We start from the raw sequence: 22,830 nt of genomic DNA on the forward strand, positions 1-22,830 counted from the left end.
TACTCTTTATTAACCTCATTATTGATTAAATTCTACCCATGTCCATCAGACATCGGCAGCCAAGACCCCAAACAGCACTCTTGTTGCTCAATCCCTACGCCCGTCAAGCTAATCCGGACTCTTTATCGAGAGTGGTTGTTCAATTGCAAGCTTTGGGCTTAGAGCTCGTTCAAGAGAGTCCCCAATCCCCTCAAGATTTTACTTCTTTGATTGAACGTTACCAAGATCAGGTTGATTTGGTGATTGTTGGAGGGGGAGATGGTACACTCAACGCCGCGATTGATGGATTGGTGAAAACGGGTTTACCTCTGGGGATTTTACCGTTGGGAACGGCGAATGATTTGGCCCGAACTCTTAATCTTCCTCTGTCACTCCCCGAGGCTTGTCAAGTGATTGCTCAAGGCAATAAACAGTATATTGATTTGGGTTGGGTGAATGGGAAGCATTTTTTTAATGTGGCGAGTTTGGGGTTGAGTGTCAATATTACCCGCAAACTCACTCGAGAGGCCAAGCGCCGTTGGGGAATCTTTGCTTATTTGATTACGGCGACGAAAGCCATTTTAAAGGCGAGTCCTTTTGTGGCTGAGATTCGGTTTGGAGATCAGTGTAAACGGGTGAAGACGTTTCAGATAGCGGTGGGTAATGGTCGGTATTATGGCGGAGGGATGAAAATTCTTCATGATGCTACAATTGATGATCAACGTCTAGATCTTTACAGCTTGGAAATTAAACGTTGGTGGCAATTTTTTACGGTCATGTTAGCGATTCGCACAGGACGACATCGCCCGGAATTGGGAACTCGGACTCTCTCGGGTTCGGAGTTTGAAATTTTTACCAGCAAACCTCAAACTATTAATACTGATGGTGAATTAACCGTCTCGACTCCGGCCCATTTTCGAGTGATCCCCAAGGCGATTGCTGTATTTGCACCTCGACGCAGTGACTCTAATCTTCAGACTGGTGCTGAGTTTTTAATTAAATAGAAAAATAAAGTTTTGCAACACTAGGTTGAGAAATTTGTAGTTCATGTGACATCTTGTGTGTTGGAGTATCTGATATAGGTATATTCAGTTATTGTGTAAACATAAAGAAAACCTAAAATTTATTGGCTCTACCCGTCGTGACTTACTCCCGAGGTAGAAGCAGACAAATTCTAAAGTCGCAAATATAACTAGGCTATTCCGGATAAGGAGGTTTTATGAGTCCCACAATGCTTCGTCAACTTTGGTCTTTAGTGGAAACAACTCAAGCATCGCTGATAGTTTCTCTTGATGATGCTGATTTAGTACAGTGGTTGCTCAAGCGACTCCAAACCGAGTCAACAATTAACTGTTCAGATCAAGATGTCGTTAATGATTACCTGAACTCCCGATTGGCACTGATTCGAGATTTGGCTGAATCCCGTTTAGCAGGAGGTCATTAATAGAAGTCCTCACTCTCTATTGTCCACAAAAATAAACGAGAAATCAAGCCATAGGAATCGGTTGTAGACAAGCCAAATCAGTCTTCAGAAAGGACAGTTCCTTTAAGATTTCGATCAGTTGAACACTTGAACCCAATTAAGGTAATCTTAAGGAAGTTTGGAGACATTGAAGTGAACTCACTTCAGTGCTTCAAAGTCATGTACTGACTTTTTGAAAAATTTGTAATTTAGAATTATGCGTAACTGGAGTTCTCTACTGCTGTCTACCTCATTATTAATTATTTCCCTGGGAGCTTGTGTACAAAGTCCAAATAATTCAACAAATGGAGAGAATCAAGGCGGAGGAAGTGGAACCTCTCAAAGCCGCCTAGATACAGTTAAAAGTCGCGGTAAACTCGTCTGTGGGGTTGATGGGGGAATTCCTGGATTTAGCTTTGTTAATGAAAATGGTGAATACTCTGGCTTAGATGTAGATATGTGTAAAGCGGTTGCGGCAGCCATTTTTAACGATCCTAATGCCGTTGAATACCGAAATCTAGACTCCACCGAACGATTTGAAGCCCTGAAGTCGGGTGAAGTGGATATGCTTTCGCGCAATACCACCTGGACAATTACTCGCGATACATCAGTCGGGATGGAGTTTGCACCGACCACTTTTTACGATGGTCAGGGGATGATGGTTCGTCGAGATAGCGGTATCACCAGTTTAGAAGATTTTGAAGGGAGAACCGTTTGTGTAGAAGCCGGAACCACTACAGAATTGAACTTAACTGACAATATGCGTAAAGCTGGGGTGAACTCAGAGACGAAAACCTATCAACAAGCTGATCCGGCTTATGCCGCTTACGCAGAAGGGGCTTGTGATGGCATGACTTCTGATAAATCTCAGTTAATCGCTCGCCGTAGTACATTACCCAATCCAGATGATCATATTCTGCTGGATGTCACGATGTCAAAAGAACCGCTTGGCCCTGTAACAATTAATAATGATTCGACTTGGTTTGATGTGGTGAAATGGACGACTTTTGCCCTGATTGAAGGGGAAGAATTAGGGATTAATCAAGCGAATGTTGAGGAACTAAAAAGTAGTGACGAACCCACGATTCGCCGCTTTTTAGGGATTGAAGGAGATTTAGGTCAAGGACTTGGCTTAGATAATGAATTTGCGGCTAATGTTATTCAACAAGTCGGAAACTACGGTGAAATTTACGAGCGTAATTTAGGAGAAGGTTCACAATTTAAACTAGATCGAGGTCAAAATGCACTCTGGAATAATGGGGGTTTACTCTATTCGCCCCCTTTCCGTTAATAGACTTATCAATCTTAATTAAAATTTGACTAAGCTTGTTACTTGCTGAATAGAGGTGAGGAGGATTAATGATTATTTCTATACTCTATTATCGATTCACAGAAACGCTTGGTCTCGGCATAGCTAAATACCAAATAAAGCTATTATAATTGTAAAATCCTCGTAGCCGTGCCTTTTTTGATTCTATTCTGGGCGCGGTTTTTTCATAGAAACTCCGTTCAAAATCACAAGATTAACTTCAAGCTAATGACAACAAACTCAACACCAAAAGTTCCCCTTTGGCGAGATTCTCGCTTTTGGAAAATAGCCTTTCAGTTGATCATTTTGATTGCTGTTTTATCCCTATTTATACTTCTTGGAACCAATCTCACTCGTAACCTTCAACAAACCGGAGGAACAGTATTTAACTTTGATTTTCTGAACAGTACCGCTGGATTTGGAATCGGTGAAAGTCTGATTCCTTACGAAGCAACTGATGATTATAGTCGTGTTTTACTGGCAGGTTTATTGAACTCTCTGCGGGTGATGGTTTTGGGGATTATCCTCACCACAATTTTAGGGGTTTTAGCCGGAGTTCTTTATTTTTCTAATAACTGGTTACTTCGTAAAATCACTGTTTTTTATGTGGAAATCGTGCGAAATACACCGTTACTCCTACAATTACTCTTTTGGTATGGTCTGTTTTTAAAACTTCCAGCGATCGCCACAACGGCTAAACTTTTTAATGCTATTTACTTGAATAAACGAGGAGTTTTTCTGCCCTGGCCGTCAGGTAACGCCGTCTGGTTTTGGTTGTCAGTTTTGTTGATTGCTGCGATCGCTTCTGTGGTGATCTGGCGATGGCGAATTAAAATAATGGTCGAACAAGGAAAATCGGGTAAACCTCAATTAATTCTACTGTGGATAATGGGCATTTTAGCGGGTTTAATTATTATATTTGCACTCGGTTGGCAACGTCCTATTCCGGCTGAAAATGGTCGCACAATTGAAGGTGGACTGCGAATGACCATTGAATTTACAGCGCTATTGGTGGGTTTAGTTGTCTATACTGGGGCTTATATTGCTGAAATTGTTCGATCTGGAATTCAGTCCGTTCCAAAAGGACAATGGGAAGCAGCGCGATCGCTAGGACTCAAACCCGGTTTAGTCATGCGGTTAGTGGTTTTTCCCCAAGCGTTGCGAGTGATTATTCCCCCTTTAAACAGTCAATATCTAAATTTAGCAAAAAACTCCAGTTTAGCGATCGCTGTGGCTTATCCTGATATCTATAGCGTTGCTAATACCACGTTTAACCAAAGTGGACGAGTGGTAGAGGTGATGCTGATTATTATGGCAACTTATCTTAGTATTAACTTATTAATTTCCCTCACAATGAATGGATTAAACAAAGCCGTTCAACTGCGAGAAAGATAAGGTTTTTTTCTCAAACCAACCTGAAAATTCGGGTTAACTTTTATTGAACCTAAACGCTATAAACAATTCCCTAAATTTATGACTGTTACAACACCGCCATCTAATTCTGCTGCTCCCGTTGAGTCCTCTAGTCCTCGTGAATGGATGCTAGAGAATCTATTTAATACCTGGTACAATACTATCTTAACTTTAGTCATTTCAGGTTTATTATTTTGGACGTTTGCAAGTTTGATCATTTGGGCGAGAACCGAAGCCAAATGGAGTGTAATTCCGGCTAACCTGCCATTATTTTTTGTGGGAAGATTTCCAAGCGATCAATATTGGCGTTTGTGGATTGTACTGACTCTGATTTGTTTACTTGCAGGTTTAACTTGGGGGATTTTGGCGCGAAATGTTCCGGTTTTATTTCGTCAAAATATCGTCATCATTATTAGTTTTGTTTGCATGATGATGACTCTAGTTCCTGTGGGTATTCCCTACCGAATTCTACTCATTGGAATGGTTTTGCTGGTTGTTGCTAGTGCTTGGGGAGGAAAACAACTGAGTAAAACTCAACCAGATTTGACAAAATGGCTGCCTTTTAGCTGGTTTATTTGTTTAATTATTTCAGTGTGGTTGATTGGAGGGGGATTAGGGTTAGAGTCTGTTTCGACTAATTTATGGGGTGGATTGATGTTGACGTTGTTGATGTCAATTATCAGCATTCTGCTTTGTTTTCCAATTGGGGTGATGTTGGCTTTAGGGCGTCAAAGTAGTCTCCCGATTATTCGGTTTCTCTCGATTGCTTATATTGAGGTGATTCGGGGTTTACCGTTGATTACGATTTTGTTTATGGGTCAAGTATTAGTTCCTTTATTTTTACCGGAAGGAATGCGCCCTGACCGGATTTTACGGGCGATTGTGGGTTTAACAATGTTTAGTTCTGCTTATTTAGCTGAAAACGTGCGAGGCGGGCTGCAAGCAATACCCCGAGGTCAAATTGAAGCGGCGAAAGCGTTGGGTTTGAATACACCGTTAACATTAGGATTGGTGGTCTTACCGCAAGCGTTGAAAATCTCAATTCCTTCAATTGTAGGTCAGTTTATTAGTTTGTTTCAAGATACAACTTTATTGGCAATTGTTGGATTAGTGGAGTTGCTGGGGATAAGTCGTTCGATTTTGGCGAACCCTAAGTTTTTGGGACGGTACTCGGAAGTTTATCTGTTTATTGGGATTCTTTATTGGCTATTTTGTTATCTGATGTCTCAAGCGAGTCGTAAGCTAGAACAACAACTCAACACCGAGAGAAATTAACGGAAATAACAGTTATCAGTGTTTACTTCTAACCTTCTAAACTCTTGACTTCTGCTAGTACCCTGTTCCCTACTCCCAACACTAAATTTGTATTGATTTTTTAGTCATTTAAGGGGGTTTTTACCAGTCTGGGTGATGCCTATTTTTACTGAGGTAGCTAATCATTTTCGTCCGTGTGTATCTGTGATATTAACTGATCTCAGTATTTTCACGTAAATTTAAAATCAAAAAAAATTTATTAATCCATAATTTCACTAGATCTTAGAAATTTATCAGTAAAAATTAAATTTCAATCCCTCCATTTTTATAGTTGGAAATACAGATAAAAGTAATTCTTTAACAATGAGTATAAATTCATAAAGATTCTGTAAACTAACGTTTTTACCCTAGACAAATCAAGTTTTCAACACTACGATATAAATCAAGATAAACATGAAAAAGCCAAACGCCTGAACAACTCAATAGTTTCAGGGTTGATTCAAAAAAACACACCATCTCATAAGGAAAAACATCACCATGAAAACTCAACTCTTTGCAACCTTTGCCACCGCCCTCGCCCTGACTGGAGTCTTTGCATCTTCCGCTCAAGCGGCTGGTTTTAGCTTCAAAACCAACTACACCGCAGACTTAGCTGGAGATGATATGTGGAAAGGTAACATTTGGCTAGAGTCTATCGAGTTTAGCGGACAAACCGTTAGCGAATTCTCCATTGTTAAAGATGCCAAAATTGTTAGTAATGACCTATGGACAGGGGGTAACAGTGGGGCTGCCAGTGCGGATATGGGAGACGAAGCCACGGTCGGTCTTAAGCAAGAAGAACTAACGGAAGCAGGAGCAGTTGCAGCCCTTGGAAACCTCAATCTCAACAGTATTATTGATACTGAAGATAGCGGTAACTTTGCCATTGATGTGATGTTCGACAAAGCGGTTGACAACATCTTAGTTTGGGAACGGGGTAAGAACAGTAAACTCGATGTTCAAGCCATTGACTCTAAAGGGAATTTGATTGGTAACTTAATCAATCTACCCAAATCTAACAATTGGACGGATGCTGGATACAGCATTGATACAAAAGAAATTAGTGGCGCTCAAAAAGTTGCTTCTATTGGTTTAAGTTTGGCAGATTTCGGCTTAAGCGCAAATGACTCGATTTTCGGATATCGGATGATGAGCCAAGGTAGTTCCTATAATGGCCCTGACTGGAAAATCTTAGGAACCACTGACGCCACTCCCGCTTCTGTTCCTGAACCGACTTCGGTTATCGGTTTAGGTTTGGTTGCAGGTTCGTTTGTTGCTAGCCGTCGTCGTCAAAAAAGCAAATAATTGAAAAGTCAACTTCGGTTCTATTTCTCTGATGGAGTGAACAACATCTAAAAACCCTCGTTTGTGCTACTCCTGAATGAGTCTATGTTTTAACATCAGTCAGTTGTGAGAGTATTCTCCTCAACTCTAAAAGAATCTCGACGTTAGCCAGAGTTATCAATTCAACTATTTTTGCTCATAAAATCAGGGTGTTAATCAACGACTCATTTCTGGGCAACTTTGACAAATAGAGAGACAAATGAGGTCAACTCATCATTAGATGTTCACTTCATCGGGCTACATAACCTCAAGTTTAATTTAATGTTCATCTGGATACCAGAAGGGGAAAATAGACTTTCCCTTTCTTTATTGTAATTATTTATTTAAATTCCTGCGCCATCCAAACAATTGCTCTTTTAATCCATTCTTCCGTTGAGGTTTGTGAAGATAACTGTTGCTCTTGACTCAATACTTCTAAGGCTTGCATCACTTCAGACCCCGTATATCCTAAAGCCAAAAGCGTCATTTCAATTTCTTCTTGAACTTCTACGGTGAGTCCAGAGGAGACAACGGTTGTTAGTCCTGCTTCTTGTCGCCATTGGGCGAGTTTTGTTTTTAATTCTAATGCAATACGTTGGGCGGTTTTAGTTCCGACTCCTGGCGTTTTTGCTAATACTTTTGTATTTTCATTCACAATCGCCTGGACTAATTCAGTTAATTCTAAAGTATTTAATAAAGCAATTGCTAATTGTGTTCCAATCCCGCTAACACTCACTAATTGACGAAATAAATCCCGTTCAGCCAAACTAGAAAAGCCATATAAAACCATTTGGTCTTCGCGAACTTGCAAATGAGTAAACACTTGTATTGACTCACCAATAGCGGGTAATGTAGCAATCATTCGGGGGACAATTTGCACTTCATATCCGATATTATTTGTTTCTAACAAAAGGATGACGCGATTGTTACTATTTTTTTGAATCGCTACAACTGTTCCTTTCAAATAGCCAATCATCGCTCTCGTCTCCTGTCGCAAAAAATGTTAAAATTAATCACCCGCAATGATACTCTGGGGATTTTAAACAATGGGATGCCTAAATCGAATCTTAGCTTGGCTACCCTCACTCAATCCCCAAATTTGGATTCTGGCGTTTGGGCGGTTACTCTCTCAAACAGGGACAGGCTTTACATTGTTCTATGCGCCGCTATTTTTTGTCAACCAAGTTGGCTTATCGGCGACAGCAGTAGGAATTGGTTTAGGAAGCGCTCAAATTTCGGGGATTTTGGGGCGAATTTTGGGAGGTTCTTTTTCTGATTCTCCAGTTTGGGGTCGGCGTCGAACTTTATTACTTTCGGCTTTAATTTCCGCGCTCGCTTCTTTTATTTTAGCAGGTGCGAACAATTTTGGCACAGTTGTTTTAGGGAATTTATGTTTAGGATTAGGGATTGGATTATATTGGCCTGCGACTGAAGCGGTTGTCGCGGATTTGAGTACAGGAAATAACCGCAATCAAGCCTATGCTTTAACTCGTTTAGCGGATAATATTGGTTTACAATTGGGGATTATTTTAGGCGGAGTTGTTATTTCTACAACGGGTGCTTATCGGGCTTTATTTATTATTGATGCTTGTTCTTTTGTCGTGTTTTTTGTTGTTATTTTCAAGACTATTCAAGAAACCTATAAGCCCTCATTAGACGAAAATCAAAAATCACAAAATACAACTAAAAAGTGGTTACTCGCAATTAGTGATCGCACGTTACTGGTATTTGTTTTGATCAATATCATGTTTACGGTTTATATCTCTCAGATTCATAGTACCATTCCGCTTTACTTTAATCAATTTGTTAACAACGGTTTTTCTGCGAGTACAATTAGCTACTTATTTGCGGGATATATCGCCTTATCGATTCTCTGTCAGCTTCCGGTGGCGAGTTTCCTCAGTCGGTTTACTCGTCCCCAGGCTTTAATGATATCCTCTTGTTTTTGGGGAATCGGATTTCTTCTGATTGGTTTAACCGGAATTGTCTCGGAAAATAACCTCATTTTTGCGAGTCTTTCATTGGGTGTGTTAGCCATGGCAACAGTGAGTTATACCCCTTCCGCTTCCACCCTCGTTGCAGATTTAGCCCCAGAATCATTACGGGGAATTTACTTAGCCGTTAACGCCCAATGTTGGGCTATTGGTTATTTGATTGGGCCACCTTTAGGGGGATGGGTACTCGATCAAACACCACAAATCGTGTATAATTATTGGTTAGGATTAGTTGGAAGTGTCAGCATTGTGATTATTATCTTAGAAGTTTTAAATCGCATGATGACCCATCAAAAAATCAATCATTAATAGGAGAATTAACCCATGGGAAGACAAGCAAAACTTAAAAAAATGCGACAACACGCAAAAGAAAACCCGCCTACACAATCACCCCAGTCTCCTCAAGAAACTGACCCCAAAAACTTTGTGAAGAATTTTGAACAACAAGGCTATAAACTCACCGAAAATTTACCTTGTCCTGAAATTCCGGATAAAGACACTAAACCTCAGCTTTAAACTTGTATCTTTCCTCATAACATGACCTTAAAAGCGTTAATTTTTGATGTAGATGGAACCCTAGCTGAAACGGAACGAGACGGACATCGTGTCGCTTTTAATCAGGCTTTTGCTGAAGCTAAACTTGATTGGAATTGGTCAGTTGATTTGTACGGAGAACTTTTAGATGTTCCAGGAGGAAAAGAACGGATTCGGTTTTATTTAGAAAAATACCAACCTCACTTAGAAAAACCTGAGAACTTAGACGAATTTATCTCCAGTTTACACCACCTAAAAAATCAATATTACCGCGACTTACTCGCATCTGGTACTATTCCTTTACGTCCGGGTATTAAACGTTTAATTCAAGCAGCTAAAACCGCCGGGTTACGGTTAGCCATTGCGACAACCAGCGCCTTACCCAATGCCATGGCGTTACTCGAAAAAACCCTTAACCCCGACTGGTTTGAAGTTATCGGCGCCGGAGATATTGTCCCCGCCAAAAAACCCGCCCCCGATATCTATTATTATGTCTTAGAAAAATTAGAATTAACGCCTCAAGACTGTTTGGTATTTGAAGACTCTCATCAGGGGTTAAAAGCAGCAACAAAAGCAGGTTTTAAAACCATTGTTACCGTGAATAACTATACCCAAAATCAAGACTTTTCCGATGCTGCTTTAGTCGTTAATCATTTGGGTGAAGTCGATAAACCCTTAACCTGTCTTGCGGGTAAACTAGAAGGGGTCAGTTATCTCGATATTCCTCAACTTCAGAAGTTATCAACGGACTAATTTTTAAGGTTTTCCCATGGCTTGACCTGCTAACCAACCTGTTGTCCAAGCGCTTTGAAAATTAAACCCACCCGTTACCCCATCAATATCTAATATTTCACCCGCAAAAAAAAGATTCGGACAACAACGGCTTTCCATTGTTTTAAAATTAACCTCTTTTAAACTGACACCGCCACAGGTGACAAATTCTTCTTTAAACACTCCTTTACCATTAACTTGATATTCTCCTTGAGTCAATTCTGGAATGAGTTGATTAAGAACTTTATTGGAGACTTCGCCCCATCGTTTTTGTTCATCAATTCCCACTGCTAGGGTTAACTGTTTCCAAAGTCTACGGGGAATCATCACCGGACAACTCGAAGAAACAACTCGGTGAGGTAATTGAGATTTAACCGCCAATAATTCTTCGCGCAAAACTTCAGGATTAGATTGAGGTAGCCAATTAATAATTAACGAGGTTTGATAACGACAATCTTGTAAAAATCTCGCCCCCCAAGCCGATAATTTTAACACAGCAGGCCCACTTAAACCCCAATGGGTAATCAGCAATGGCCCCGTTTGTTCAAGTTTGGCTTTAGGTAATTTTATTTTAGCATTATTTACCGAAATTCCCGCCAAATCTTTTAACCTTTCGTCGGTAATATTAAACGTAAATAGAGAGGGAACCGGAGGGATAATTTTATGACCCAATTGTTGCGCCCAACGATAACCCAAAGGATTGCTTCCTGTGGCTAATAATAAGCGGTCAGCAGTTAGTATTTCACCGGATTTTAAAGTGATTTCAAAGCTATTATTTTCATCTTGTGAGTCAAATTTTATTTCGGTAACTCTCGCTTGAGTTTTAATCTTAACTCCCGCTGCTTTCGCCGTTTCAATTAAACAGTTAACAATGGTTTCAGAATTATCTGTAATTGGGAACATTCGCCCATCTTCTTCGGTTTTTAACGTTACCCCTTTATCCGTAAACCATTCAACCGTATCTTTAGCTTGAAACCGACTAAAAGCCCCTCGCAAAGCCTTCCCCCCTCGCGGATAATTTTGTACAAATTGGGCAGAATCAAAACAAGCATGAGTCACGTTACAACGTCCCCCGCCAGATATACGAACTTTGGCTAAAAATTGCTGTCCGGCTTCCAGTAAAATTACCTCAGCATGGGGATGAGTATTCGCACAATTTATCGCCCCAAAAAAACCCGCAGCCCCACCACCAATTACAACAACTTTAATAGAATTTAATTTAGACAAGTTAATCCTCAATTCCTCCCCATTATTTGACTGTAAACTTATAAAATGTCATGCTGAGTGTAACAAAACATCTAGAATTAAGTCTATATTAGATTATACCAAACTCAACTTATTTTTATCCTTCTTGCCGAACCAACCGATCATGTTATCTGAAAAATGTTATACTAACTGAAGATTGTTAAACTTGTAAACAGTTCAACAACAAAATCAATAAAAATGCAATTTGCACCTTTTTTTCCCGTATTACATCCCATTTTAAAAACCGCCTTCCCCAACTGTTTGTGGAGAGGAGATATCAATCAACCCGAAATCGCCCTAACCTTTGATGATGGGCCGCATCCGGTGTATACTTCAGATTTATTAAAAGTCTTAGACCAATATCAAATTAAAGCCAGCTTTTTTTGGTTGGGATGTTGGGTAAAAAACTATCCTCAAATTGCCAAAGCTATTTACAAACGAGGTCATTGGATATGTTTGCACGGATATTATCATCAAATGTTTCATCAAATGACCGATGAACAACTCAAACAAGACCTCGAAAAAACCAAACAAGAAATCCTCAATATTTGTGATATAAACCCCAATAGATTACTCGATGTTCGTCCGCCCAACGGAGTCTTTACCCCGAAAACCTTAACCCTGTTAAAACAATGGGGATATCGTCCTGTGATGTGGACTGTAGTTCCCGAAGATTGGGTGCGTCCTGGGGTTAATCTTGTCACAAATCGTGTCATTCAACAAACAACAAATGGTTCTATAATTGTCTTACACGATGGCAACGACGGGGGCCAGGATGTCGCCGCTTGTGCAAAAGAAATTATTCCAAAACTCTTGGAAAAAGGCTACAAATTTGTTACGATAGATCAGCTTTGGCAACAGAAACTTTCCCGTTTAACCGATGGTATTAAGACCCGAAACTGACCCCGAAACCGGAGAATTACGCTTAGTCGGAACAGACTTTCCTGAAAATACCACTTTCTTACCGGGAGAATTGGGTGTCTTTACTCAAGGTGTATTTTTTCTAGGTGGAGATGATACGGTTCAAGGTTCATCTGACCCCGAATTAATTCGCGGAAATTTAGATAATGACTTGATACGCGGGGGAGATGGAGATGATACCCTATTAGGCGGACAAGGGATTGATAACCTATTCGGAGAAAGCGGAAACGACTCAATTTTTGGGGAAAGAGATGATGATATTTTATTTGGAAATCTAGGCGAAGATACATTCTTTGGCGGACTAGGAAATGATCAAGCTAATGGTGGACAAGGAAATGATGTTTTCTTTGGCGGAGAGGGAATTGATACGTTAAATGGGGATAGCGGTGATGATTTAATCCAAGGTGAAAAAGGAACAGATATCTTATTAGGTGGACTGGGAAATGATATTATTTTAGGAGGTGCAGATGCAGATAGAATTAGCGGAGAAGCAGGAGATGATGTCATTCGCGGCGAACAAGACAGTGATTTTTTAGTCGGGGGAGATAATAACGATTTAATACTCGGAGGGACAGGAGATGACCGGGTTTTAGGAGAAGCCGGAGACGACCGACTTTATGGAGATAAAGGACGAGATACTTTAATTGGCGGAGAAGGAAACGACATCTTTTTTATTGAACCGGGAACGGGCGGAAATAGCCCCGAAGATGCCAACTTTATCTTTGACTTTCAACTCGGTATAGATACTATTGCTTTAGTCGGAGATTTCCCTTTTAATAGCCTGAATATTACCGAAGACCCGCGAGATTCTAATAATACTCTCATTCAAGCCGCAAACGGTGAATATTTAGCTGTAATTCAACGAGTTCAACCCGATAGACTCACCCGTTCAAACTTTTTTATTCCAGGTTTTATTTCTTTTAATTCCTCAAAATTTACTGTGAGTGAAAACGGCACTTCTATTAACCCCATTACCGTCACTCGTAACGTCGGAGAAGATGGTGCCGCCAGTGTGATTTTAGTTCCCACACCTGTTGGAATTATTACCCCAGAAGAACTCGATACCACCCCAATTTCTGTTAACTTTGCTAGCGGCGATACCACCCCAAAAACCATTGAATTAAACATTAATAACGACAATATTGTTGACTATCCGCGCCAAGTTCAACTCAACTTAGAAAACCCCACAGGTTCAGCTTCCATTGGCATTCCTGACCAAGCAACCTTAGAAATATTGGATGATGAACCCAAAATTCAACCTCAACAAACCCTCCCCCATCCTATCCCTGAAACCAGCGCTAATTTTGGTTTTGCCGTCGAACAAGTAACCACCAATATATTAGTTGGCGCCCCCGGACAAAATAATAGTCAAGGTTCAGCTTATTTATTTGATGCCGTTACGGGTCAACCCCTGCAAATTTTTAATCATCCCTTCCCCACCACCGCCGGAAACGCCCAACTCGGGAGGAGTGTCGCCGCATTTGGGGCAGATGTGGTTGTTGGCGCCCCCCAAGATAGTACGGTTATTCCTCAAGCCGGCGTCGTTTATCTATTTAGCAGTTCAACCGGAGTCGCCTACCAACTGTTCAGCGACCCCACCCCCGAACCCTTTGAAAACTTTGGCTTTGCGGTCGATAGCATCGGCAACACGATTATTATTGGCGCCCCCACCACCAACACCCTAGCCCCTCGTTCTGGTACCGCTTACTTGTTCGACGGGAATACCGGACAATTGCTACAAACTTTCAATAACCCCGAACCCGAAGCCGACTCCTATTTTGGGGTGTCCGTCGCCGCAGTAGGGGATAAAGTCTTGATAGGTGCGCCTGGAAGTTTAACGGGAGTCGGGGCAACAAAACCCGGAGTTGCCTATTTATTTGATGGTATTACCGGGGAGTTATTGCAAACTTTTCGCAACCCCAACCCCGGAATAGACGACTTTGGCAGGGGTTTGGCTTGGACGAATATTGGCCGGGACGTGTTAATTGGGGCGCCCGGAGACGACAGCCGAGGAACCGATACCGGGGCGGCGTTTCTGTTCGACGGGATAACCGGGACTGTGTTGCAAAGCTACAGTTATCCTCAACCGCGACCCTTTGACCGTTTTGGAGAAGCCATCGATATCGTCAATACCAGCGTGTTCGTCGGCGCTCCCGGTTACGGGTCGTTGGCGTCCGGGGCGGTGTTCCGGCATCAGTTGAGAACCGGAGAACTTCTCGATACTTATATTAACACGATTCCCGACAACGGGGATGAGGTGTTGAACTTCGGGGCGTCCGTCGCCGCAGTCGGTAATACTTGGGTCACGGGCGTACCGGGTTATGACGTTGGGGGCGTTGATGTGGGGCGGGTTTATCAGTTTGTTTAGGTTATTTTATTATTATTTTACCAGAATCGCTCGACTTCATAACTATCAAATTTATCATCAATACTGATAATTACTAATTCCTCAATTTGAGCTTGAGCTATTAACAAGCGATCAAAAGGATCTCGGTGATGATTGGGCAAATTACTGAGGGCATAAATATGAGATAAATCAATAGATAATAAGCCAATTCGGTTTCGCTGAAGCTCATCTTCTACCAGTTCGGGTAACGCGGTTTTAAGCTGTAATTTACCCAAAGATAACTTAATTTGCATTTCCCAAATACTAACAAGACTTAAAAGAACTTCTGTATTGGGATCGCTGATCAGATTTAAAACGGGAAAAGAAAGCTTTTGAGCATCGCTTGTCCACCAAATAAAAACATGAGTATCAATCAAAACTCTCATCAATCTTCACCCAACCAGAATTCATCGGGTAAAGGATCATTAAAATCATCGCCGATCCCTATTTCTCCTTGATGTCGGTTTGGAATGCGGGGTGTGGATGATTCGGAGACTAAAAGCCTGTCATTTTTAGCAGACTTGAGAAAGTTCAAGACTTCTAGAAGCAATGGTTCTGGTGCTGATGAAAGTTCCTGTATGATAGTTTCCAACAGAGTCATTTCTTTTGGGGAATCACTATGTCTATCATAATACATCAGATTTTCACTCTCGCCTTTGTTTTCATATAAGAATCCGGTTCAATTATATCCAAACCTGGCGATCGCAAACCCCGTTTTTTCGTTAAATTTCGGTGAAGATGCCTGAATTCTCGCAAAAACTCCGTTGATTTGAAATTATGTTATAACTTAGATAAAATAGTTAAACCCCCTAATTTTTAGTTAAACTGCCACAAAAATACCCTCAAAGACCATGAAATTTTATACTGTAGTTTTGAGACAAAGCCAAGATTATTGGGTTTCGCTATCACTAGAAAATGGCTTAGTCGGACAAGGAGAAACACCACAAGAAGCGATTGATAAACTCAAAGAGGCAATCGCGTCTTTTGAAGAAGCTAGTCAATCTGAAAATCATGTTTATTCTTCTCCAGTTTCTATTCAAGAATTACATGAATTTTTGACAATTGAAGACACAGAACCAGCAACAGAGATTTATGAATTGAGGAAAGTTTATGCCTAAAAACATACCCGCCCTCAAGCCTAAACAACTCATTAAAATTTTAGAACAAGCTGGGTGTCAATTTTATCGAGAGGGAAAAGGAGATCATCGTTTATACATTCGGGAGTTGGAAGCAATAAAAAGAATTGTGCCGATAGATATGGGAGCTAAATAAATGTCTCCCGCTTATGTGTTAAGGATTTTTAGACAATTTGGTTTGACTGATGAAGAAATTGAACAGTTAATAAAATAATTTTATCGCTTTGGGTTTTTCCTCGTAAATTAAATTGAGTCCTGTTCAGATCACTAGAATTTTTAAACAGTAATTTTAATTTCCCATTGCAATTCCCCTGATTTTTGGTAAAGTGGAGCGTTATTGAATGAAATAATCTCTAAACTCCAATCCAAGCCAGATGAAATTAAAGATTGCACTGTGTTCGGCAATAATCACAATTTCCGCCCTCTCACCCGCCCAAGCCGCAGACAACTGCACCTCCTCACGAGTTTATCTCAACTCACGTTGTCGGCAATCTTTACCCCTCGATAAACCCCAAAAAACCGACACTTCTAATTACACCGAAACCGTTGCCATTATACCCGATGGTCGCTTTTATCAATACCAAGCCGGACAAGGCATCTATCAAGTTAAATACAACTACACCGGACGCAACTGGACACACGCTGACGTCGCCCCAATACACATTGATACTGACAAACCCATCGCCATTTTACCCATTCAATATACTGCGAATGGTATGCAACCGGGAGCATCAGTTAATGGAGTTCCAATTGGTCGAGTTTGGAATACAATTACTGTGATTGAAATGAAGCGACGCTTAGAAGCATTGGGGTTTTATGTATTAACGCCCACTATTCAAATGTATGGTGAAAATCTCAACGGTTTTCAAGCTTTAGAACATTTTATTGCAGGGGTTCATAAAGGTAATTCCCATGTTCAAACAATTGTATTAACGGCTGATGCTCATGTTGCTAATGCTGCCAATCCACGTCCGGGGGCGCAAATGTTGGTAACAGGTTTACATTCACGAGATTTGTGGTGGGAATATCGGATTCAATCGAGAATTATGCCTTTTTACCAACAACAACAACTCTACAATATTGGGCCGAGAGTGAGGGGCGGACAAAGCAATAAAGAAGGGCATTCTCTGGCTTGGCATCCGATGATTGAACGCGCCGCAGAATATAATCCTAATGTTGCCATTATTGAAGTTGCACAAGCTGTTGAGATTGTTCAAAAAGCCGGATCAATTCAAGCAGGGCGTGTGTGGGCGACACCATTGTTTGATGCGATTGCTTGGGCGATGGCAGAACACGCTTGTGCTTTGGGTGCAAATTTAGATAATATTTGTCAAAATGGTGTGCTAAAGAGTGACCTGTGAACAGTTATCAGTGACCCGTTTTTTCCGTGAACAGTTATCGGTTTTTTTGCTGTTCCCGGCTTTCTATTGACTGATAACTGTCAGGAATTTGTTATGAACCGCAGGTGCAACCTGTATGACCGCAGCCGGAACCGCTGGGATGGCCGTTGGCACAGGCTTCTGAACAGTAGGGTTTGCCGTCTTTCTTGATGGCATTTTCTAAGGAAACAACGCACAGACAAGATTCACAGGCGCATTTCATTTGAGTAACAGCAGACATCGCGATATTCTCCGGGTGAGCTTCTATTTTTAATTTAACATCTGAACAGATATTCAGATATAGTTTTAACTTTTCTTTATAAATTTCCCCGAACCCAGTGAGAATATAAAAAAAAGCTAGTTCAAATCCAGAGTTTTTAGTTGTAATGTTAAAGTGAGAAAATCGAGTCACTTGTCGGGCAGGGATTGATAGATGGGAATTGAACGCAGACTCTTTCGAGGAATGTTTGATGCAGGTGAAGTCGTTGAACTTCGACAAACCTGTTTTACTCCTAGTCGTGTGTATCAACCGGGCAAATATATCGCCGGGGAATTACCTGATATTGCCTTTGATATGGGGTTAGTGGAGAAACTCCCGCCTGTTCGGGGTAATAGTGCTGAAATACGAGATCCTGAACAAATTGATCTAGATTCTGAGTCTGAATAATGTCAACAGATGCTTATACTTGGATAGAGCGATCGCTTGAAACCATTCACCGGGCGGACTGGTATCGCAGTGTACAAACCCTCGAAAGTTTACCGGGGCCAATAATCACTTTAGACGGGCAAAAACTGATCAATTTTGCCAGTAACGATTATTTAGGATTAGCCGGAGAACAACGATTAATTAACGCCGCCATTGCAGCCACAAAAAAATTTGGAACCGGAACAACAGGTTCTCGTTTACTCACCGGACACCGCCACCTTCATCGAGAATTAGAATTAGCCATTGCCCGTCTGAAACAAACAGAAGATGCCCTTGTTTTTAGTTCCGGTTATTTAGCCAATTTAGGGACAATTTCAGCGTTAGTTGGTAGACGGGACTTAATTTTATCAGATCGATACAATCATTCTAGCCTCAAAAATGGTGCTAAAGTCAGTGGTGCAACAATTCTTGAATATTATCACAATAATACCGAAGAACTGAGCCAAATTCTGCAACAACACCGCCATCAATATCGGAAAACTTTAATCATTACCGATAGTGTATTTAGCATGGATGGGGACTTATGTTGTTTACCAGAATTATTAGAATTAGCAACAGAATTTAACTGTATGCTACTCGTTGATGAAGCCCACGCAACGGGGATTTTAGGCAAAACTGGGGCAGGTTGTGTCGAATATTTTGGCTGTACCGGACAACCGTTAATTCAAATGGGAACCCTCAGCAAAGCTTTAGGAAGTCTGGGCGGATATGTGGCGGGAAGTGCAACTTTAATTGATTTTTTGCGAAACCGTTCTCCCAGTTGGATCTATACTACAGGATTAACCCCTGCTGATACCGCCGCCGCCCTAGAAGCGGTGAAAATAGTGCAGCAACAACCCCAACGTCGGAGTCAATTATGGCATAATATAAATACACTTAAACAGTTCTTGCAAGAAAAGCAAGGAAAAACAACAACTCCAGATCACTTTGTTGAGTCTTGGTCAAGTTTTCATTCTCCGATTTTCTGTGTTCACCTGCCTAATGCAACAACTGCGTTAAATGTCGGACAACAATTAAAAGCACAAAAGATTTTTGCCCCGGCTATTCGTCCGCCCACCGTCAGCACCAGCCGAATTAGAATCACACTCATGGCAACTCATAATGTCCATCATTTACAAAAGTTGGTTGATGTATTATTTTCAATATTAACCGAAGAAAAAGTCTGTTGAATGGATTCAAAGAGCAACTTTAAACTATAGTTTATCAGGGTAAAAATGACTAAAATAATTGTAATCACTGGGGTCAGTCGAGGTTTAGGTCAAGCAATGACCGAAGATTTTATTGAGTTAGGACATACCGTGATTGGTTGTGCGCGATCGCGAGAAGCCATCAAAGAACTGAATCAAAAATATGGTAAACCTCATCATTTTACCGTCGTTGATGTGACCGATGAAAATCAAGTCAAAACCTGGGCAAAAGAGTTTTTATCGAAAGTTTCAGCCCCAGATATTTTGATTAATAATGCAGCTTTAGTGAATAATTTAGCCCCCCTTTGGGAAGTTCCCAGTGAAGAATTTTCCCAACTGATTGATGTTAATATAAAAGGAGTCACCCACGTGATTCGTCATGTTTTACCTGCGATGATTGCCAGAAAACAGGGAATTGTGATTAACTTAAGTTCAGGTTGGGGACGTTCAACCTCGCCACAAGTCGCCCCCTATTGTGCATCAAAATGGGCAATTGAAGGATTGACGCAAGCCCTCGCCCAAGAGTTACCTCCCGGTTTAGCTGCTATTCCTTTGAGTCCGGGAATTATTCACACCGATATGCTGGAAGTTTGCTATGGTGAAGATGCCGCGTCCTACACTCCCTTAAATGTTTGGGTGAAAAAAGCCGTTCCTTTTATTTTGAAGCTTTCGACCAAAGAAAATGGAGTTCCGGTCAGCGTTCCGGTATAATTAAAGTGAAGTTTATACTTAAGCAAATAGACTCTGCTTAGGTTGTCAAAACCCACCCAGAATCTCAACTCTGTTCTCTCCTCAACCTCAACTATAAACCCGTGAAACGTTTCGTTCAGATAGCTGTAAGCGCGATCGCGATCGCTTCTTTAAACGCCTGTGCCAATTCTTCACTAGAAGAGGCATTTAAACCCGATCCTCAACTGCAAAATAATCCCCCATTTGGTCAGTCTAATTCCAAGAATCCTGATCAAACATTCGTTCAGCTACCTGAAAATTTTCCGTCACAAATTCCCCTTTATCCCAATGCTAAATTACGGGATGTTACTGCCTCTGAAAAAGAGACAGAAGTAGATGTGATCACGCATTGGAAAACCAGCGATCCAATTAATTTAGTCGAAAACTATTATCAACAAGAATTGAACGCCCAAGATTGGCAAATTGTTGAACGTCAAAATTCCGAGGGGGAAGGTTCATTTGTCGCCCGTAAAGACAACCTACAAGTCACTCTTTCCCTCAAACCCAATTCAATCTCTAGTAGCGAAACTGACTTTGAAATTCGTTATATTCAAGATAGCGAAAATGAAAATATTGCCAAAAACACTGACAGCGATAAATCTATTTCAACCATTCCCCTTCCTCCCCCTCCACCTCTGACGTCTAACGACACACCGACGACTTCCCCGACACCCACAGACTCGCCCACCGTCAATATTTCTCCGACTCCGACGACTTCCCCAACACCCACACCTACACCCTCAGCCCAAGCCTCTAACTCCTCTCCCGCACTCGATACTGTTCCTCAAGAATTGCGAGAATTTGTCAGTGATGTGTCAAAATTAGGTGTGTTGCAATCTTCACCGGGACGCACAACCAACCCCAGCAACAGCGATCAAATTATCACAAACCCCAACAGTACCATCACTCGAGGCGAGTTTGCGCGATGGTTAGTCAATGCCAATAACAACTTTTACTCGAATACACCCGCCAAACAAATTCGTCTGGGAGTTCCTTCCGATCAACCTGTTTTTAGTGATGTACCGACAACCCATCCTTACTTTCCTGAAATTCAAGGGCTAGCCGAAGCGGGTTTAATCTCAAGTTCATTGTCAGGAGATAGCGCTGCGGTTCAATTTCGCCCAGATGCCCCCCTAACTCGCGAAGATCTGATTTTGTGGAAAGTTCCGTTAGATACCCGTCAAGCCTTACCCAAAGCCACTGTAGATGCTGTTCAGGAACGGTGGGGTTTCCAAGATACCGCTAAAATTGACTCGAATTCGTTGCGGGCAATTCTAGCCGATTTTGATAATGGTGACAACGCTAATATTCGTCGAGTGTTTGGGTTTACAACATTATTTCAACCGAAAAAATCTGTCACTCGCGCCGAAGCCGCTTCTGCTTTGTGGTATTTTGGATTTCAAGGGGATGGAATTTCCGCCCAAGAAGTTTTACAAGCCCAAAATCAAACTCAAGAGAGTGGAAATACTGGCGATTAAGCTGTTATCCTCAAAAATCAAAGTTGTGAGAAATTGAAGGATAAATGTTTAACCGTCGTCGTCTGCGATCGCTAAGTCGAATTCTGGTTTTGCCTTATGTGGTGTTTTTTCTAATGGCAATTTTTAAGTATGCTGAAAAGTTGAACAAAAAGTTAGATAGTTCTTACTCTAGGAGGTTGAAAACTCAGCAAAAAGTTATCGTTAACTTGTTTTTGGAGTATTCATAAATGCGTTTAAGCAGAACTACGAATTTGACTAAAATTTGATAGTCTGAAAACCTGGTTTCTCACAAAAACTGAGTTTTTATTCCCCCATTTATCTTCATTAATTGATAGAATGTGCTAAAGCACAACAACCAACTGAATTGATGTATGTGGGATTTTGATCGCCTATTTAATACGATAGAGGAATTAGTTTTAAATCATTCTCCCAGTGGGGCAGAATGTGAAATCAATCAAGCTTTAATTCAACGCTTTCAACAGTTAGGGGTTGAAGTTTGGCGCGATAACGCCGATAATATTATCGCTAAAATTGTCGGTAAAGATAGCCAACGGGCGATCGCAATTACCGCCCATAAAGACGAAATTGGGGCGATTGTTAAAACAGTCGGAGTCGCCGGAAAAGTCGAAGTTCGTAAATTAGGCGGTTCTTTCCCTTGGGTTTATGGAGAAGGTGTCGTTGACTTACTCGGAGATCATCAAACCATTCCGGGTATCCTAAGTTTTGGTTCTCGTCATATTTCTCACGAATCTCCACAAAAAGTTCAGCAAGAAAACAAAGCGTTAAAGTGGGAAAATGTTTGGATAGAAACCAAATGTACCCTTGAAGAATTAGAAGCCGCAGGAGTTCGCCCCGGAACCCGAATGGTTGTCGGGAAACATCGCAAAAAACCGATTAGAATCAAAGATTATATCGGTAGCTATACCCTCGATAATAAAGCCTCCATTGCCATTTTATTAGCCTTAGCAGAAACAGTTAAAAATCCTCCCTTTGATGTTTATTTAGTCGCCTCCGCCAAAGAAGAAGTCGGCGCGATAGGGGCGTTATACTTTACTCAACGCCAACCCTTAGAAGCGTTAATTGCCTTAGAAATTTGTCCTCTCGCCCCCGAATATCCCGTTGAAGACGGCGAAGCCCCCGTACTGTTGTCTCAAGACGCCTACGGAATTTATGATGAAGGCTTGAATGGAGAACTACGCCAAGCCGCAAAAGCGGTAGATATTCCCCTCCAGTTAACCCTTCTCAGTGGGTTTGGGAGTGATGCGTCTATTGCGATGAAAATGGGTCATGTAGCCAGAGGGGCTTGTTTAGGCTTCCCCACTCAAAATACTCACGGCTATGAAATCGCCCATTTAGGTGCCATTGTCAACTGCGTTCAAATCCTAGAAGCATACTGTCAAGGGAGTTTTAGCGAATTTCCTCATTAGTCTCCAAAAAAAATTGAAGCTTGGGGTTGACAGAGCAAAATATTCTATTTATAGTAGTAAAGGTGAAAGGCGAAAAATGCTGGACACACAACTTGCCCCCATCGTCTAGAGGCCTAGGACACCTCCCTTTCACGGAGGCGACAGGGATTCGAATTCCC

Annotated in this window: 25 protein-coding genes; 20 read left to right on the top strand and 5 right to left on the bottom strand. The window is 41.3% G+C overall.

Translation table 11 applies throughout. The annotated features are described in order from the left end of the window. Positions 1–38: 38 nt before the first annotated feature. The 6 genes from M595_RS19805 (at position 39) to M595_RS19830 (ending at position 6,761) form a co-directional block, all read left to right on the top strand. Positions 39–983: a lipid kinase gene (locus tag M595_RS19805; RefSeq protein WP_040484394.1), complete on the top strand. Its 945-nt coding sequence runs from the start codon at positions 39–41 to the stop codon at positions 981–983. 215 nt (positions 984–1,198) lie between these two features. Next, positions 1,199–1,423, top strand: a complete 225-nt coding sequence (locus M595_RS19810) for a hypothetical protein (protein ID WP_040484395.1) — start codon at positions 1,199–1,201, stop codon at positions 1,421–1,423. 235 nt (positions 1,424–1,658) lie between these two features. Then, positions 1,659–2,732: an amino acid ABC transporter substrate-binding protein gene (locus tag M595_RS19815; RefSeq protein ID WP_023068204.1), complete on the top strand. Its 1,074-nt coding sequence runs from the start codon at positions 1,659–1,661 to the stop codon at positions 2,730–2,732. 246 nt (positions 2,733–2,978) lie between these two features. Beyond that, a complete protein-coding gene (locus M595_RS19820) occupies positions 2,979–4,145 on the top strand; it encodes an amino acid ABC transporter permease (protein WP_023068203.1) in 1,167 nt (388 codons plus the stop codon). A 78-nt stretch (positions 4,146–4,223) separates the two neighbouring features. Continuing rightward, a complete protein-coding gene (locus tag M595_RS19825; protein ID WP_023068207.1) occupies positions 4,224–5,438 on the top strand; it encodes an amino acid ABC transporter permease in 1,215 nt (404 codons plus the stop codon). A gap of 516 nt (positions 5,439–5,954) precedes the next feature. Further along, positions 5,955–6,761: an exosortase-dependent surface protein XDP2 gene (locus M595_RS19830; RefSeq protein ID WP_023068219.1), complete on the top strand. Its 807-nt coding sequence runs from the start codon at positions 5,955–5,957 to the stop codon at positions 6,759–6,761. A gap of 358 nt (positions 6,762–7,119) precedes the next feature. Here the strand turns inward: M595_RS19830 and ruvA are convergent, their stop codons facing one another. Continuing rightward, positions 7,120–7,755, bottom strand: a complete 636-nt coding sequence (ruvA, locus tag M595_RS19835; RefSeq protein ID WP_023068218.1) for a Holliday junction branch migration protein RuvA — start codon at positions 7,753–7,755, stop codon at positions 7,120–7,122. 70 nt (positions 7,756–7,825) lie between these two features. Between ruvA and M595_RS19840 the strand changes: the two genes are divergently transcribed. The 3 genes from M595_RS19840 to M595_RS19850 are packed head-to-tail and all read left to right on the top strand — an operon-like array spanning position 7,826 to position 10,060. Continuing rightward, positions 7,826–9,082, top strand: coding sequence for an MFS transporter (locus M595_RS19840; protein WP_023068220.1), 1,257 nt, complete (start codon positions 7,826–7,828; stop codon positions 9,080–9,082). A gap of 15 nt (positions 9,083–9,097) precedes the next feature. After that, complete coding sequence (locus tag M595_RS19845) at positions 9,098–9,289, top strand: hypothetical protein (protein WP_023068214.1); 192 nt, start codon at positions 9,098–9,100, stop codon at positions 9,287–9,289. A 21-nt stretch (positions 9,290–9,310) separates the two neighbouring features. Next, the gene (locus tag M595_RS19850; RefSeq protein ID WP_023068183.1) at positions 9,311–10,060 is read left to right on the top strand and encodes an HAD family hydrolase; all 750 of its coding nucleotides are present in this window, start codon (positions 9,311–9,313) and stop codon (positions 10,058–10,060) included. Positions 10,061–10,063: 3 nt separating this feature from the next. On the opposite strand, the gene M595_RS19855 is transcribed toward M595_RS19850, so the two are convergent. Continuing rightward, on the bottom strand, positions 10,064–11,305 hold the full coding sequence (locus M595_RS19855) for a BaiN/RdsA family NAD(P)/FAD-dependent oxidoreductase (protein WP_023068208.1): 1,242 nt from the start codon (positions 11,303–11,305) through the stop codon (positions 10,064–10,066). Between the two features lie 216 nt (positions 11,306–11,521). Here M595_RS19855 and M595_RS19860 point away from each other — a divergent pair, with 216 nt between their 5' ends. Then, positions 11,522–12,226, top strand: a complete 705-nt coding sequence (locus M595_RS19860; protein ID WP_023068213.1) for a polysaccharide deacetylase family protein — start codon at positions 11,522–11,524, stop codon at positions 12,224–12,226. Beyond that, complete coding sequence (locus M595_RS19865) at positions 12,204–14,612, top strand: Calx-beta domain-containing protein (RefSeq protein ID WP_023068201.1); 2,409 nt, start codon at positions 12,204–12,206, stop codon at positions 14,610–14,612. The genes M595_RS19860 and M595_RS19865 overlap by 23 nt, the downstream gene beginning before the upstream one ends. 17 nt (positions 14,613–14,629) lie before the next feature. On the opposite strand, the gene M595_RS19870 is transcribed toward M595_RS19865, so the two are convergent. Together M595_RS19870 and M595_RS31890 are read right to left on the bottom strand one after the other, a co-directional pair. After that, positions 14,630–15,016 carry a type II toxin-antitoxin system VapC family toxin gene (locus M595_RS19870; protein WP_023068196.1) on the bottom strand — a complete coding sequence of 129 codons (387 nt, stop codon included), beginning with the start codon at positions 15,014–15,016 and terminating at the stop codon, positions 14,630–14,632. Continuing rightward, positions 15,016–15,267, bottom strand: a complete 252-nt coding sequence (locus tag M595_RS31890; RefSeq protein WP_023068211.1) for a hypothetical protein — start codon at positions 15,265–15,267, stop codon at positions 15,016–15,018. The genes M595_RS19870 and M595_RS31890 overlap by 1 nt, the downstream gene beginning before the upstream one ends. Positions 15,268–15,481: 214 nt before the next feature. Here M595_RS31890 and M595_RS19880 point away from each other — a divergent pair, with 214 nt between their 5' ends. The 3 genes from M595_RS19880 (at position 15,482) to M595_RS19890 (ending at position 17,127) form a co-directional block, all read left to right on the top strand. Continuing rightward, positions 15,482–15,748 (top strand): type II toxin-antitoxin system HicB family antitoxin, encoded by a 267-nt coding sequence (locus tag M595_RS19880; protein WP_023068192.1) that lies wholly within the window; start codon positions 15,482–15,484, stop codon positions 15,746–15,748. Then, positions 15,741–15,902, top strand: a complete 162-nt coding sequence (locus M595_RS19885; RefSeq protein ID WP_023068197.1) for a type II toxin-antitoxin system HicA family toxin — start codon at positions 15,741–15,743, stop codon at positions 15,900–15,902. Before M595_RS19880 ends, M595_RS19885 begins: the two co-directional genes overlap by 8 nt. Positions 15,903–16,140: 238 nt before the next feature. Continuing rightward, positions 16,141–17,127, top strand: coding sequence for a hypothetical protein (locus tag M595_RS19890; RefSeq protein WP_023068179.1), 987 nt, complete (start codon positions 16,141–16,143; stop codon positions 17,125–17,127). A 91-nt stretch (positions 17,128–17,218) separates the two neighbouring features. On the opposite strand, the gene M595_RS33105 is transcribed toward M595_RS19890, so the two are convergent. Beyond that, positions 17,219–17,557 (bottom strand): metallothionein, encoded by a 339-nt coding sequence (locus tag M595_RS33105; RefSeq protein ID WP_023068212.1) that lies wholly within the window; start codon positions 17,555–17,557, stop codon positions 17,219–17,221. Between the two features lie 21 nt (positions 17,558–17,578). On the opposite strand from M595_RS33105, the gene M595_RS19900 reads away from it, so the two are divergent. The 6 genes from M595_RS19900 to M595_RS19920 all read left to right on the top strand — a co-directional run bounded on the left by M595_RS19900 (position 17,579) and on the right by M595_RS19920 (position 22,672). Then, positions 17,579–17,812 carry a hypothetical protein gene (locus tag M595_RS19900; protein WP_023068186.1) on the top strand — a complete coding sequence of 78 codons (234 nt, stop codon included), beginning with the start codon at positions 17,579–17,581 and terminating at the stop codon, positions 17,810–17,812. Continuing rightward, positions 17,812–19,020 carry an 8-amino-7-oxononanoate synthase gene (gene bioF, locus M595_RS19905; RefSeq protein WP_023068222.1) on the top strand — a complete coding sequence of 403 codons (1,209 nt, stop codon included), beginning with the start codon at positions 17,812–17,814 and terminating at the stop codon, positions 19,018–19,020. Before M595_RS19900 ends, bioF begins: the two co-directional genes overlap by 1 nt. Positions 19,021–19,065: 45 nt before the next feature. Next, complete coding sequence (locus M595_RS19910; protein ID WP_023068200.1) at positions 19,066–19,749, top strand: SDR family oxidoreductase; 684 nt, start codon at positions 19,066–19,068, stop codon at positions 19,747–19,749. Positions 19,750–19,850: 101 nt separating this feature from the next. Continuing rightward, entirely contained in the window at positions 19,851–21,245 is a 1,395-nt protein-coding gene (locus M595_RS19915; protein ID WP_023068215.1) for an S-layer homology domain-containing protein, read from the top strand. A gap of 44 nt (positions 21,246–21,289) precedes the next feature. After that, the gene (locus tag M595_RS30705) at positions 21,290–21,472 is read left to right on the top strand and encodes a hypothetical protein (protein ID WP_023068194.1); all 183 of its coding nucleotides are present in this window, start codon (positions 21,290–21,292) and stop codon (positions 21,470–21,472) included. 144 nt (positions 21,473–21,616) lie between these two features. Next, entirely contained in the window at positions 21,617–22,672 is a 1,056-nt protein-coding gene (locus M595_RS19920) for a M42 family metallopeptidase (protein ID WP_023068217.1), read from the top strand. Positions 22,673–22,830: the final 158 nt, after the last annotated feature.

The organism is Lyngbya aestuarii BL J, assembly GCF_000478195.2.
Classification (GTDB): Bacteria; Cyanobacteriota; Cyanobacteriia; order Cyanobacteriales; family Microcoleaceae; genus Capilliphycus; species Capilliphycus aestuarii.